The 13,422-nt window shown below is 49.9% G+C and carries 10 protein-coding genes; 5 read left to right on the forward strand and 5 right to left on the reverse strand.

The window, feature by feature from the left end; translation table 11 throughout:
* Positions 1 to 203 precede the first annotated feature (203 nt).
* From U868_RS0108120 to U868_RS0108130, 3 genes are all read left to right on the forward strand, one after another.
* Positions 204 to 2,243 (forward strand): TonB-dependent receptor domain-containing protein, encoded by a 2,040-nt coding sequence (locus tag U868_RS0108120; protein WP_025152870.1) that lies wholly within the window; start codon positions 204 to 206, stop codon positions 2,241 to 2,243.
* A 470-nt stretch (positions 2,244 to 2,713) separates the two neighbouring features.
* A complete protein-coding gene (locus tag U868_RS0108125) occupies positions 2,714 to 3,574 on the forward strand; it encodes an alpha/beta hydrolase (protein WP_025152871.1) in 861 nt (286 codons plus the stop codon).
* Positions 3,575 to 3,857: 283 nt separating this feature from the next.
* On the forward strand, positions 3,858 to 5,018 hold the full coding sequence (locus tag U868_RS0108130; RefSeq protein WP_025152872.1) for an MFS transporter: 1,161 nt from the start codon (positions 3,858 to 3,860) through the stop codon (positions 5,016 to 5,018).
* 52 nt (positions 5,019 to 5,070) lie between these two features.
* Here the strand turns inward: U868_RS0108130 and U868_RS0108135 are convergent, their stop codons facing one another.
* The gene (locus U868_RS0108135; RefSeq protein WP_025152873.1) at positions 5,071 to 5,556 is read right to left on the reverse strand and encodes a DUF4822 domain-containing protein; all 486 of its coding nucleotides are present in this window, start codon (positions 5,554 to 5,556) and stop codon (positions 5,071 to 5,073) included.
* A gap of 337 nt (positions 5,557 to 5,893) precedes the next feature.
* Here U868_RS0108135 and U868_RS0108145 point away from each other — a divergent pair, with 337 nt between their 5' ends.
* Positions 5,894 to 6,403 carry a hypothetical protein gene (locus U868_RS0108145; protein WP_025152874.1) on the forward strand — a complete coding sequence of 170 codons (510 nt, stop codon included), beginning with the start codon at positions 5,894 to 5,896 and terminating at the stop codon, positions 6,401 to 6,403.
* A 71-nt stretch (positions 6,404 to 6,474) separates the two neighbouring features.
* On the opposite strand, the gene deoD is transcribed toward U868_RS0108145, so the two are convergent.
* A complete protein-coding gene (gene deoD / locus U868_RS0108150) occupies positions 6,475 to 7,182 on the reverse strand; it encodes a purine-nucleoside phosphorylase (RefSeq protein WP_025152875.1) in 708 nt (235 codons plus the stop codon).
* Positions 7,183 to 7,312: 130 nt separating this feature from the next.
* Between deoD and U868_RS0108155 the strand changes: the two genes are divergently transcribed.
* Complete coding sequence (locus tag U868_RS0108155; protein WP_025152876.1) at positions 7,313 to 8,581, forward strand: NupC/NupG family nucleoside CNT transporter; 1,269 nt, start codon at positions 7,313 to 7,315, stop codon at positions 8,579 to 8,581.
* Between the two features lie 169 nt (positions 8,582 to 8,750).
* On the opposite strand, the gene U868_RS0108160 is transcribed toward U868_RS0108155, so the two are convergent.
* The 3 genes from U868_RS0108160 to U868_RS0108175 form a co-directional block, all read right to left on the reverse strand.
* Positions 8,751 to 9,758 (reverse strand): hypothetical protein, encoded by a 1,008-nt coding sequence (locus tag U868_RS0108160; RefSeq protein WP_025152877.1) that lies wholly within the window; start codon positions 9,756 to 9,758, stop codon positions 8,751 to 8,753.
* Positions 9,759 to 10,221: 463 nt separating this feature from the next.
* Positions 10,222 to 11,490, reverse strand: coding sequence for an aromatic amino acid transporter (locus U868_RS0108170; protein WP_025152879.1), 1,269 nt, complete (start codon positions 11,488 to 11,490; stop codon positions 10,222 to 10,224).
* 134 nt (positions 11,491 to 11,624) lie between these two features.
* Positions 11,625 to 12,995: a tyrosine phenol-lyase gene (locus U868_RS0108175; protein ID WP_025152880.1), complete on the reverse strand. Its 1,371-nt coding sequence runs from the start codon at positions 12,993 to 12,995 to the stop codon at positions 11,625 to 11,627.
* Positions 12,996 to 13,422: the final 427 nt, after the last annotated feature.

The following is a 13,422-nucleotide window of genomic DNA, read 5'->3' on the forward strand; positions in this document are numbered from 1 at the left end:
CATTTTTTTTATCCTGCGATTTTCATTCCGGCCATTTACCCTCCAGCTGTACTTTCCGGTTTAACGATATCACAGCAATTTATTATCATCGTGATAATAATTTTCATTTGCGATCATATTCTCAATGGCATATATCAATGATAGGATTAATCATTCTCATTTAATATTTCAAATAAAAAATATCAATCCAGTCAGGGAATAATATGAACGTCTCATTCAAACGCTCACTGCTTGCTGTTGCTGTTATGTCAGCGGCCACCGCCGCTTATGCTGAAAATAAAGATGACACCATCGTGGTGACCGCGTCCGGTTTTGCGCAGGAAATGCGTGATGCACCGGCGAGTATCACCGTTATCACCAAGGAGCAGTTACAAAATAAACCGGCTGCCAACCTGATTGACATGGTAAAAGATGTGGAAGGGGTCAGTGTGATCGGCGGCAGCCTGAAGCCGGATATCAGTATCCGTGGCCTGTCCGGGGACTACACTCTGATTATGGTGGATGGCCGTCGTCAGAACAGCCGTGAATCCCGCCCGAACGGCAGCGGCGGTTACGAAGCCGGGTTTATTCCGCCGGTGGAAGCCATTGAGCGTATTGAAGTGATCCGCGGCCCGATGTCCTCCCTGTATGGTTCTGATGCCATGGGCGGCGTGATTAACATTATCACTAAAGCAGTGGCAGACGAATGGCACGGCTCGATGGGGATGGGCGGTATTATTCAGGAAAGTAAAGATTACGGTAACTCCGCGAATACCGATTTCTACGTCTCCGGCCCGCTGATTAAAGACAAGCTGGGGTTACAGGTGTACGGCGGGCTTAACTATCGTCGTGAAGATAAACTCCTGGAAGGTACACCGCGTAAAGACGACAAAAATATCACTGCCAAACTGGCCTTTACGCCGATCGAAGGGCAGAAATTCCTTGCGGAAGTCGGCCGCAGTACACAGGAACACACATCGACCCCGGGGAAATCGATTGATGAGACAACTACCCGCGGCGGTATCGTTCAGAAGAACAACAAATCCGAAGTACACAACGATCGTAACCACTGGGCGCTGACCTGGAAAGGTGACTGGGATGAAATCAACAGTGAACTGAGTGTGTATCAGGAAAACACCGTCCGTAAAACCAATACCGGTAAATGGAACAAAGTCAGTGAAGATTGGGTAATGGAGTATGACGCGCGCCGGCCGGAAGTTACCAATACGGTGGTGGACGGAAAGGTCACTGCATTCCTGCCGTCTAACGTCCTGACTGTCGGCGGACAATATCAGCATGCCAAACTGAAAGATGATTCCGTGATTAAAAACAAACAGACAGTCACTGAAAAAATGACTGCTGAGCAGAAAGCGCTGTTTGTGGAAGATGAATTCAGTGTAACCGACGACCTGACGCTGACCGGTGGTCTGCGTATGGATGACCACGAATTCTACGGTAAACACTGGAACCCGCGTGCCTATGCCGTCTATAAACTGACCGATGAAATCACCATTAAAGGCGGCGTGGCGAAAGCCTTCCGTGCCCCGACACTGCGTGAGTTAAGCCCGAATTTCGGAACGTCCACACAAGGCGGTGCGGCTATCATGTACGGTAACCGTGATCTGAAACCGGAAACCAGTGTCACCGAAGAACTGGGCATTGCTTATGACCACGAATCCGGTTTCTCTGTCAGTGCAACCCTGTTTAACACCGAATTCAAAAACAAGCTGACCAGCTACCAGGTTGCCGGTCAAACCGATCCGCTGACCGGCCTGAATATGTTTATCTATGACAACGTGGGTAAAGCGAATATCCGTGGTGTGGAAATGGCCTCCCGTATTCCGGTGGCAGAAAAATGGAATCTGAACCTGAACTACACCTTCACCGATTCAGAACGTAAGAGTGACGACGAAAAACTCAACGGTAAATCCCTGAAAGGACAACCGCTGGAAATGACACCGCGTCATATGGCAAATGCCAAACTTGACTGGCAGTACCGCCCGGATATGAGTTTCTACACTCAGGCAAACTACACCGGCAAACAGGTCTGGGCAGCACAGCGTAACGGGGCAAAACAGCCGCGTGAACGCAGCGGGATCACCACCCTCGACCTCGGGATGACCTACCAGGTTATGCCAAACGCTCTGCTGAATTTCGCCGTACTGAATATCGCCAACGAGAAAGGGGATGATATCGATACTAACGGGAACTGGCAGATCGATGAAGGGCGCCGGTATTGGGCTAATCTGAAACTGAATTTCTGATTACGCGTCATCCTTCGCCCTGTGGCGGCGTTGGCTGCTTTCAGGAAACCGGGTCACATACCATTGTATGCTCCCCGGTTTCCTTCGGTTGCCGCCTTGCCACAAGGCGAATGATTTAGCGTAACGCGTCTCTTTGTTTTGTGGCGGTGTTGGCTGCTCTCAGGGAACCGGGTCACATACCATTGTATGCTCCCCGGTTTCCTTCGGTTGCCGCATGCCACAAACGAAATGATTTAGCGAATCTGCGTCATCCTCCACTCTGTGGCTGTGTTGGCTGCACTCAGAATTCCGGGTCACATACTGGTGTATGCTCCCCGGAATTCTTCCCTTGCCGCCTTGCCGGTTATCCCGCCGCCCGGGTTCGAAAGAGGATGGTCTTATTTTTTCCGGGGATGGCGCGATCTGAATCTGCGTCATCCTCCGGTCCGTGGCAGAATTGTTTTTTTAAGTCAGTCATTCCCGGAGTCAGGATGTGGAAAAAAATAATGGTGATTTGTTGCATGATGGCGGTATCTCCCCTGATGGCGCGGCCTTCACAAGAGATCACACCGCTCACTGAAGCGGCACAACAACAGTTCACAATAACGCACCATGAGATGCAGCACGGTGATCGTCACTACCGCCTTTTTATCGCGCAGCCGAAACAACCGCAAACGGCGTACACTGTGCTCTATATGCTCGACGGTAACGGTCAGTTTCCGATGATGATTAACCGGCTCAGTGCCGGTAAAACCCGGCCATTGCCTCTGGTGGTGGGGATCGGTTATCCCTCTGATCAGGCTTACCCGAAAACCCGCACCTTTGATTACACACCGCCCGCAACCGGCGAACAATTTACCGCAGGCGGCGGTGAACTGCCTTTCCGGCAGTTTATCCGTGAACAGGTTATTCCGTGGGTGAGCAGTCACTATCCTGTTAACGACCGCCGCTACTTCTTTGGTCACAGCCTCGGCGGGCTGTTTGTGCTGCGGACAGCCACGGATGAACCCGGTTTATTTACCGATTACATCAGTGCCAGCCCGTCCCTGTGGTGGGGGCATGGCTCTTATATGACAGCGGAACGATTTGATCGCCTCCCGGCGGATATCCGGCTGACCATCACTCAGGGCGGACTGGAAGAAAAACCCGATCTGAGTAAAATGAGTGAAGAACAAAAACACAATCTGTCCGTCCGCTACAGTGACATTACCGCGCGGGAAGTGTGTGAGCAGTTACAACTGCGGGACAAACAGTGTCAGTTCCGTATCTTCCCCGGAAAGTCCCACGGCAGTGTTATCCCCGATGCGCTGGAAACGGTGATTTCCTTATTACCGGCAGATAAGGAAAAATAAGTTATTTTTTTGTTAATCTGCATGTAAAAATACTGCAAATAACAGGGGAAACCCCATATTCCTCTGTTATTTCCTTCCATAACAAAAACTACTCGCAGCCATTAGTTTTTTTGATTTCATTTTTCCCTCACAAGGGGCTATATTCCGCTCCGTTTCAGACATAAATTCACAATCCACTGCTTCTATCAATGACCCGTCATCCACCATTTTGGCGATGAAACAGCCTGAGAAAAAAAGCAGCGTCATGTTTTTTTGATTTTTTTGTTTTAGGTGGAGAAAAGCAGTGAGTCACAGCATCCGCACGCCGCGTCCTGACAGTGTGTTAATCCCTGTCGCCGGTCTGACGTTATTTGCGATTGCATCCGGTTATCTGATGAGCCTGATCCCGTTATCGCTGGATTCTTTTGCCATCGGTACCGATTACGCAGGCTGGTTAGCCAGTGCTTACTATATTGGTTTATTACTCGGTTCGATGCTGATTGAGCCGGTGATTGCCCGTATCGGTCACCGCCGTTCCTTTATTCTCTTTGTGCTGGCGCTGGCGGCAACCGTGGCGGTTCTGCCGTTTTATACCAGCCTCAGCGCGTGGCTGGCTTCCCGGATGCTGGCCGGGGTGGCGGTTGCCGGTATTTTTGTGGTGATTGAATCCTGGCTGCTGATTGGCGATAATCCGGCTGTCCGTGCCAAACGCCTGAGCTTCTACATGACCGCACTGTACGGCGGCACCACCCTGGGTCAGCTGGCGATCGGCGTGTTCGGAACCGCAGGTGTCGTGCCGTTTGCCGTGGTGATGGTTCTGCTGTTTGCTGCAGTATTGCCGCCGCTGTTTTCCAAAGCACAGCCGGTGTGTCACGGCGGACATAAAAGCTTATCCCTGAAACAGATCCTGCGTCTGAGTAAACCGGCCATGGTCGGTTGTATGACTTCCGGTATTGTGATGGGCACCATTTACGGGCTGATGCCGCTGGCATTGCAGGAAAAACATTACAATACCGAGCAGGTCGGCGGCCTGATGGCGGCGATCATCCTCGGCGGGATGATTATTCAGCCGGTGATCAGCAAATTATCTTCCCGCATGAGTAAAGTATTATTGCTGGCGATGGTCTCTCTCGCCGGGGTATTTGCGATGGGAATGATTTATCTCTCCGGCCACTATCTGGTGATGGTGGTGGCGCTGACACTGCTGGGGATGTCTTCCTTTGCCCTGTATCCGGTGGCAATCACACTGGCATGTGACACACTCACCGCGAATGTGATTGTGGCGGCAACCCAGGTGATGTTGTTCTGCTACAGCATCGGTTCAGCGGCGGGCCCGCTGGTGGCGGGACAGTTTATGAAACAGCCTGACGGTATCATGAACTTCTTCTTTATTGTGCTGCTGTCCACCGCGATTTATATGCTGTTATCTGCGGTGCGCCGCAAATCCCGGATTCTGGCAAGCTGATACCGGCGGAATGAAAAATGCCCTCATTGAGGGCATTTTTGTACATTGGTATTTATTCTGCGGCTTTGGGTTTGTGGACAATATCCGCATAATGGCTTTTATCGTCCGGTTTCGGGTAGACGCGGTAAATGTATTCATCCGGTGTCACTTTGATATTTTCGACCACACGGGTAAACAGCACTTCTCCTTTATCATTCTTACCGGTCAGCGACCGGGTTTTACCGTCCGCGCTGAAAGACCAGTCGCCCTGTAATTTCAGCTTTCCTTCCGGGGTGTACATCTTAACGGAGCCGTCTTTTTCATAGTTGGCCAGGCCAAAGAAGCCCGCCACACTTTCATCGGTGGCCGGAATCGCTTTACCGTCCTGGTCCAGTGCCTCGGTGGTTACCCAGGTTTTGCCAATCAGATAATCAGCAGTATTTCCGGCTTTCTGTGCCGTGGCTGTCAGGGGTTTTACCTGAGCATCCGCCGGGGCCGCCAGCGCTGAAAAGGAATACGCCGCTGCAATAATACCGGCAATCATTGTTATTTTTTTCATGTCACTTCCTCAGGTTGTTCTGTTTACTGTCTTTCTTAGTGATAACAATTCCCGATATCAATAATAAGGGGATTAATCTTATTGGCTCATTTTTTATGTAAGGAAGTATAAAAATGGTTAAATTTTATATTCATTTCTGACACATCTCTTTTGAAACCGGCAGGGTGAAATATGGAGAGAAAATGAAGAACTGTGCAGAAATTATGATGAATTGTGCAGGGATTATGATTTCACCGTCAGAAAGGGTAAAACGGATTGTCATATATACCGGCATCGGCAATGATAGCGTCAACAGCAAAACAGTGCTTAAGAAAATTAACTCAAAAGGAATATTAATATGAAAAAGATCATTGCAGGTGTTATCGGACTGAGCTTATTAGGTGCGGGTGTTACCGCTGTCGCAGCACCGGCGCCGGTCACTCAGCCGCAACAGAATGGCCAGTATATGAATGGTTATGGCAACTGTGACGGCAACGGTGGTCGTCATATGATGCGCGGTAATCATGACGGACGCGGCCATCATAATAAGCGCGGATACCATAACGGTGGTTACAACCGTGCACCGGTCTTTCAGTCCGCACTGACCACCGCCACCCCGGGTGAAGCCCTGAAAAAAATGAGCGCGGATGCACCGGCAGTCAGTAAAGACGGCAAACAGTATTTTGTCCGCGCCAGTGTCCGTGATATCAACGGCAACACGCTGTATCAGTCTTCATTATCCACCACAACACCGAAAGAAGCGCTGGCAAAAATGGCGGGTGATGCACCGGCTGCCGCATCCGGGCAGCAGTATTATGTCCGCGCAGGTATTATGGAAATTCTGCCGGCTAACAACGCAGCACAGTAACCGCTGTCATGAACAAACAAAAATGCCCTCTGATGAGGGCGTTTTTGTCTGCGGATAAAAAACTGCGGCTGTCAGAGTGTCAGCGCAGTTTCCAGTGCCAGCTCAATCATATTATGCATCGCGTTCTGGCGCTGGCCGATGGTCAGTTTACCGCCGTTTTTGATGTGATCAGAAGTGGTAAGTATTGCCAGCGCCCGTGCGCCCAGCTCTGCTGCAACGGTGTACAGCCCGGCGACTTCCATATCCACCCCGAGAATGCCGTACTGCTCCATCACGGCAAACAGTTCCGGGCGGGTGGTGTAAAACAGATCCGCCGTAAACACATTGCCGGTTTTGACCGGTAACTGCAGACGTTCAGCCGTTTTCACCGCAGATGCCAGCAGATGCCAGTCCGCCAGTGCCGCCAGGTCGTTACCGTAAAAGCGGTCGCGGTTCACTTTGGAATCGGTACTTGCGCCCATGGCAATCACCACATCCATCAGTGACACATCATCCCGCACCGCACCGCAGGTGCCGATACGGATAAGATTTTTCACACCAAAATCCTGAATCAGCTCATACGCATACATTGAGATTGAGGGGATACCCATGCCGTGGGCCATCACTGAAATTCGTTTGCCTTTGTATTCTCCGGTATAACCCAGCATATTGCGGACACTGTTTACTTCCCGTGCCTGCGATAAATAATGTTCAGCAATAAACTTGGCGCGCAGGGGATCTCCGGGCATAATGATGGTTTCTGCGAAATCGTTTGCGCTTGCCTGAATTGCAACTGCCATAAAAGCACTCTCCTCTCAATCAAACCGTGTGAAGGGTCGGTATTTGTTGGTCAGCATGTTAACACGGTTTGGTTTTTATGCCGCCGCTGCCGGCGGATTTTCACTCAGGGTTTTTACCGGATTACACAATATGAATACAGCAATCGGCATTCTCGGGATCGTGGTACTGCTGGGAATCGGTTATTTACTGTCTGAAAACCGCCGCGCGATTAATCTGCGCACGGTGGTACTGGCTTTTACTATTGAACTGGCGCTGGGCGGATTAATTCTCTATTCCCCGGCCGGGCAGCATGTTTTATTTGTGATGGCGGAAGCGGTCACCACGGTGATCAACTTCAATAATGCCGGAACATCCTTTATTTTCGGCGGTCTGGTCTCTGACAAAATGTTTGCGATTTTCGGCAGCGGCGGGTTTGTTATCGCGTTACGGGTATTGCCGATTATTGTCTTTTTCTCTGCGTTGTCAGCGGTACTTTATTATCTGGGGATTATGCAGATCCTCGTGCGCTGGGTCGGCGGGACGTTACAGCGTCTGCTGAAAACCAGCCGTGCGGAATCGATGAACTCAGCGGCCAATATTTTTCTTGGTGTGACAGAAGCCCCTTTGCTGGTTAAACCGTATCTCGGCAGCATGACCCGTTCAGAGCTGTTTGCCGTGTTGTGCGGCGGGCTGGCATCTATCGCCGGTACTATGCTGGTGAGCTATGCTTCGCTGGGAGTGAAAATGGAATACCTGCTGGCGGCCTCCTTTATGGCGGCACCCGGCGGGTTACTGTTTGCCAAACTGATGATCCCGGAAACACAGCAGACGGCTGATGAATCCAACGCCAAACCGGTGCAGGAAAACCGCCCGGCGAATATTATTGATGCGGCGGCGGAAGGGGCAATTAACGGCCTGAATATGGCCCTGGCGGTCGGTGCGATGCTGCTGGCGTTTGTCAGCCTGGTGGCACTGTTAAACGGATTGCTCGGCGGTGTCGGCGGCTGGCTCGGCCTGCCGGATCTGAGCATGGAACTGATCCTCGGCTATCTGCTGTCCCCGCTGGCGTGGCTGATGGGCATTCCGTGGAATGAAGCGCTGACATCCGGTGCGATTATCGGACAGAAAATTGTTATCAACGAATTTTTTGCCTATGCCAACCTGGCGGAATACCTGAAAGGCAATGAAGTCGTGGCGGCGACCGGCCTGCCGATGACAGAGCGGACACAAATCATCCTCTCGTTTGCTCTGTGCGGGTTTGCCAACTTCGGTACCGTGGCGATTGCTATCGGTGGTATCGGCAGTCTGATCCCGGACCGGCGCAAAGAGATTGCCACTCTCGGGATGAAAGCACTGGTCGCCGGGGTGTTATCTAACCTGATGGCGGCTACAATTGCGGGGCTGTTTATCGGCGGCTGAGTAATAAAACCGGGGAGGATCTTCCCGGTTCACTGATAGCGGGAAAAACGAAAAGTCGCGGTGAATACGGTCCCTGTACGCTCAGGCTCGCCATCCATGGCTCGCATGCTTTTCGTTCTTTTACCCGCTATCGCGAACCTCACATATCAGACGATTAACGGGATCAGGATTACTTATAATCCCCCTGCAGATAACGGTAAAAAGAGGGGTTTACCCACACTTTTTCGCTCGTTACCTGCATCCCGCTTTTCGCTTTACGGATATTTTCCGCCTGTTTTTCCGCATTCTCCGGCAGTGCCATCAAATCAGCCTGATAATGACCGCCGGTCACACGGGTTTCGGTCACCACATCATAACCATCCACCGGGACATAACTGCGGTAAAACGGCTGCCACCAGGCGGCGCGGATCAATCCTTTCTGATCAGCGGTATTTTTCCTGGCGTACTGGTCAATCAGGCTCTGAAAGCGGTTGCGTTCCTCAATTGACGGAAATTCCAGGTCGAGATTATATTCACTGGCGATCGCCACTTTTTTGCCGCTTTTCAGCGTGGTAACCGGATAATCCGCTTCACCCCATTCATCCAGATAGAGAAATGCGGATGATTTCGGCGTCAGCTGCACTTTCGGATCAAACCCTTCGCGGCGCAGCAGGTAAATCAGCTGAGCGGCGTGATCGATATCATTATGGCCGTAGCGGATCATCCGTGTTTTATCAAAGCCGGATTCTTCGCGGGTATCCACCAGGTTATAGCCGCTGGTATAGCCTTTATCAATAAAGTTATTCAGGGTTTTCAGCATCTTCGTGTCATTCGGGAACACAGCGGTTTTCCGGGCGGTATGCAGACGCGGCACAATATTTTTATCCGACACATTGCCGAGATAGAGGGTGTGATCCTGCTGCTGTGCATCAACAAAAGCCTGAAGCTTATTACTCTCTGCTGCCGGGGTTTTCAGATCATCTGTTGTCAGCGCGCCGATGGTGATCATCAGCGCGTCGAACCGGTTTCCCTCCGGTTGCTGTGTCAGTGCGGAAATCTGTGCCGGGCTGTAGGTCTCCGCCAGTTCGGTCAGAGAAAGCTTTTCGGCGGCCTGTTGTGAGGTCAGCGCCAGTGCGGGGTGTAAACCACTGAAAAAAAACGCAGACAACAACGTGCCGATAAATAACGATTTTTGCATGATCTATCCTGTAAATGCAGCGAACAAACGATTGCATCACCATAGCACAGAGTTGCATTCGGCGTGATAAAGTGTCGTGATTTTTTTACACCGGACAGTGATGAAAAAATAAGTGCAGAACCTTGCACAGCGGAGCGGGATAAGTAAGATACGCGGTACGTGATAGTCATCACGGTTTTGGAGAGATTATGAAAGCGCTTTACCGTAAGTTTATCAAAAAAATCGATCAGTTTTCCGCTCTTATTCCGATGCGTTTTTTCTGATCCGGCGTTCCCGTCTCTCTCTGCGCGTCATATGAACGGCGCACTGCATCTGAATAAGCAACCGCAGTACCTGCCGGCGGGTAAACAGCGGATGTTGCCAGTGTAACAGGGTGAAATACATGATTTGCCTCCCGGCAGATCAGAGAGAACCGCTGCACAAGCGGCCGGGCATATCTGCCTCCGGCCGCCTGTAACACCTTTTATTTAAATGTCGGCAGCCAGCCGAACACATCCAGAATGACCGTCAGATACACCATCGCACCGCAGATTATTACCAGATTCAGTACCGCGTTGTTACACGGTGAACGGTAAATGGTATCGCCGTCGCTGTAGCGTTTACGGGAGGCTTTTACCAGGAACGGCGGTAAAATCACACTCCAGATGGTAAAGGCCAGACCGGCATAACCGATGGCATAAACGAATCCGTTCGGGAAGAAGAAACACACCACCGCCGGTGGCAGATACGTCACTACCGCTGTTTTGAAACGGCCGGCGCTGTCATTTTTAAAGTTCAGCAGGTCGGCAATATAGTCAAACAGGCCGAGTGTCGCTGCCAGCAGGGAACTGGCCACCGCAAAGTTACCGAAGAATGTCAGGATGACATCCATGGTTTTCCCTGCCATCACCCCGCCGATTGCCTCAACAAACACATCAATGTTCCCGCCTTTGGCAATAATCGGGGAGAAGTTGGCGCGGCTGATGTTGCCCATCGTGACACCCAGCCAGAAGATATACAGCAGTACCGCAAATATTGTCCCGATAATGATTGAACGGGTAATAAAACGGAATTTTGGTTTGCCGTACAATTTCACCAGGCTCGGCACATTACCGTGGAAGCCGAACGAAATAATACAGAACGGCAGTGTCATCAGAACATAAGGCAGATATTTTGTTCCGGGAATTGCCACTGATGCGGAATCCAGCAGATTGGCAATTTCCACGTGTGCAACCAGTCCGGAGAAGGTGGCAAAGAACGCGATAAACTTACCGAAAATTAAAATGGTGGTAATACGTCCGACCCATAATGAGCTGTACCAGACAATCGCGGCCACCAGACAGGCGACAATCACGACTGCGGCTTTTATCGGCAGCGCGACACCGGTATATTTTAATATCGTCTGAGCCAGCACTGCGGATGACCCGGAGATATAGGCATATGTCAGAATATAGAGGACAAACCCGAAGGCGATACCCACGACAATATTCCACTTTTTGCCCAGTAACTCAGTGGTAAAGGTATTAAAACTGGCGCCCGGTTCAAAATGCAGGTTAACTTCAACTAACATCAGACCGGTCAGTAACATCATAATTGCAACTAAAATCAAAATAACAGCGGCACCGGAAAACCAGACACCGGCCATCGCAATCGGTAACGAAAACATACCGCCGCCGACGACAGTTGCTATAACAAGCATGGTTCCGCTGGTCAGTCCGGGTGATTTATTTGTATCGGCACTATGAATACTCATAATAAACGTTTCCTATTAATGATAAATATCACCAACAGCATTCATATTTATCGATTTTATTTGTTCTTTATTGTTATAGGGATACAGAGACAAAAAGGCCTCATTAAAATAATGAGGCCGCTGTCATCAGATAATTACACGTAATCAAAGCGTGCAGTGAAGAAACGTAACTGCTTCGGCTCGTATACGAACTTCAGCCCTTTAATGTCTTCTTTGTGTTTGAACAGCTTGATAATACCGTCAGCAACCAGATCCATGTGTGCATAGGTGTATACACGACGAGGAATAGTCAGACGAACGGTTTCCAGTTTCGGACGGTGATGGTCACCGGTTTCTTTGTTACGGCCTGCGGAGATAATACCGCGCTCCATCGAACGTACACCGGTTTCCATGTAGATGCTGGCTGCCAGGCTCTGTGCCGGGAATTCGTCCTGAGTCAGATGCGGGCAGAAACGGCGTGCATCGAGGAATACTGCGTGGCCGCCGACCGGCTCAACAATCGGTACACCGGCTGCTTTCAGTTTTTCGCCCAGGTAACGAACCTGCTTGACGCGGTGCTCGATATATTCGAACTGCATCGCTTCGCGTAAACCGATAGCCATCGCTTCCATATCACGACCGGCCAGACCGCCGTAAGAAGGCATCCCCTCATAAACCACAACCAGTTCACGTGCGGCAGAGAACATGTCGTCATCGTTCATACACAGGAAACCACCGATGTTCACCAGACAGTCTTTCTTACCACTCATGGTACAACCGTCAGCGTAGCTGAACATTTCGTGAACGATGTCTTTAATGGAGACATCCGCGAAGCCTTCTTCCTGCTCTTTGATGAAGTAGGCGTTTTCCACGCAGCGGGTCGCATCGTAGAACACTTTGATGCCGTGCTTATCACATAACTGGCGGACTTCACGCATATTTGCCATCGAGACCGGCTGACCACCGGCCAGGTTTACGGTTACCGCCAGACAGATATAAGCGATATTTTCCGCGCCTTTCTCAGCAATCAGTTTTTCCAGTTTTTTAATGTCGATGTTGCCTTTGAATTTCACATCCAGGCCCGCATCGTGAGCTTCATCGCGGACGATATCGATGAATGTCGCACCATTTTTTTCCTGGTGATAACGGGTGGTGGTGAAATACATGTTACCTGCAACATACTGACCCGGTTTGATCGCTAATGAAGAGAGTAAGTTCTCTGCACCGCGGCCCTGGTGAGTAGGAACGATGTGTTTAAAGCCGAATAATTCCTGAACAGTTCTTTCCAGATGGAAGAAGTTTTCGCTGCCCGCATATGCTTCGTCACCCATCATCATGCCGGCCCATTGCTTATCGGACATGGCGTTGGTGCCGCTATCGGTCAGTAAATCGACATAAACGTCTTTGGAATTCAACAAGAAAGTGTTGTACCCGGCCTCTTTCATTCTTTTGATACGCTCTTCGCGAGGGATCATGGATACGGTTTCAACACTTTTAATACGATACGGTTCTGCTGGATACATCATGGTAAAATCTCCAATTATTTATAATAATAACTCGATAATTTACACAGGCATTTATCTGTTTATAAATGTCATGCCTTGTGAATGATATAGCATTTGTAAATCCGGTAGTGTTCTTGTCTTAATTCAAATTCGGTTTTTTTATTTCTGTTTTTTCTTTCTCTGCCATCCTTATCGTTTGGCGTGAAATCATCATGCGTGAAAAAAAATGAAAAGGGAATGGGGGGTATTGAAATAAACAGGATCTGTATTAATCACAGGTGTAAACTGGGTGATCTGCATCACTTAAACACTAATAATTTAGTGTATTCAATTATTTATATTTGTTAACGCCTTGTTGTGTATTTATGTGGAATATACATTTAATTCATCGTTAAAACCCGGGGTTAATATGAATAATTCAATACTGTCGGGCAGTTATGCCGCAATG

It is taken from the genome of Morganella morganii H1r (assembly GCF_000633515.1).
GTDB lineage: Bacteria > Pseudomonadota > Gammaproteobacteria > Enterobacterales > Enterobacteriaceae > Morganella > Morganella morganii_B.

Excerpts from the sequence above, each read along its gene's own strand:
- U868_RS0108120 (WP_025152870.1), top strand. The coding sequence starts at position 204 with ATGAACGTCTCATTCAAACGCTCACTGCTTGCTGTTGCTGTTATGTCA.
- U868_RS0108125 (WP_025152871.1), top strand. The coding sequence starts at position 2,714 with ATGTGGAAAAAAATAATGGTGATTTGTTGCATGATGGCGGTATCTCCC.
- U868_RS0108135 (WP_025152873.1), bottom strand. The coding sequence starts at position 5,556 with ATGAAAAAAATAACAATGATTGCCGGTATTATTGCAGCGGCGTATTCC.
- U868_RS0108145 (WP_025152874.1), top strand. The coding sequence starts at position 5,894 with ATGAAAAAGATCATTGCAGGTGTTATCGGACTGAGCTTATTAGGTGCG.
- deoD (WP_025152875.1), bottom strand. The coding sequence starts at position 7,182 with ATGGCAGTTGCAATTCAGGCAAGCGCAAACGATTTCGCAGAAACCATC.
- U868_RS0108155 (WP_025152876.1), top strand. The coding sequence starts at position 7,313 with ATGAATACAGCAATCGGCATTCTCGGGATCGTGGTACTGCTGGGAATC.
- U868_RS0108160 (WP_025152877.1), bottom strand. The coding sequence starts at position 9,758 with ATGCAAAAATCGTTATTTATCGGCACGTTGTTGTCTGCGTTTTTTTTC.
- U868_RS0108170 (WP_025152879.1), bottom strand. The coding sequence starts at position 11,490 with ATGAGTATTCATAGTGCCGATACAAATAAATCACCCGGACTGACCAGC.
- U868_RS0108175 (WP_025152880.1), bottom strand. The coding sequence starts at position 12,995 with ATGATGTATCCAGCAGAACCGTATCGTATTAAAAGTGTTGAAACCGTA.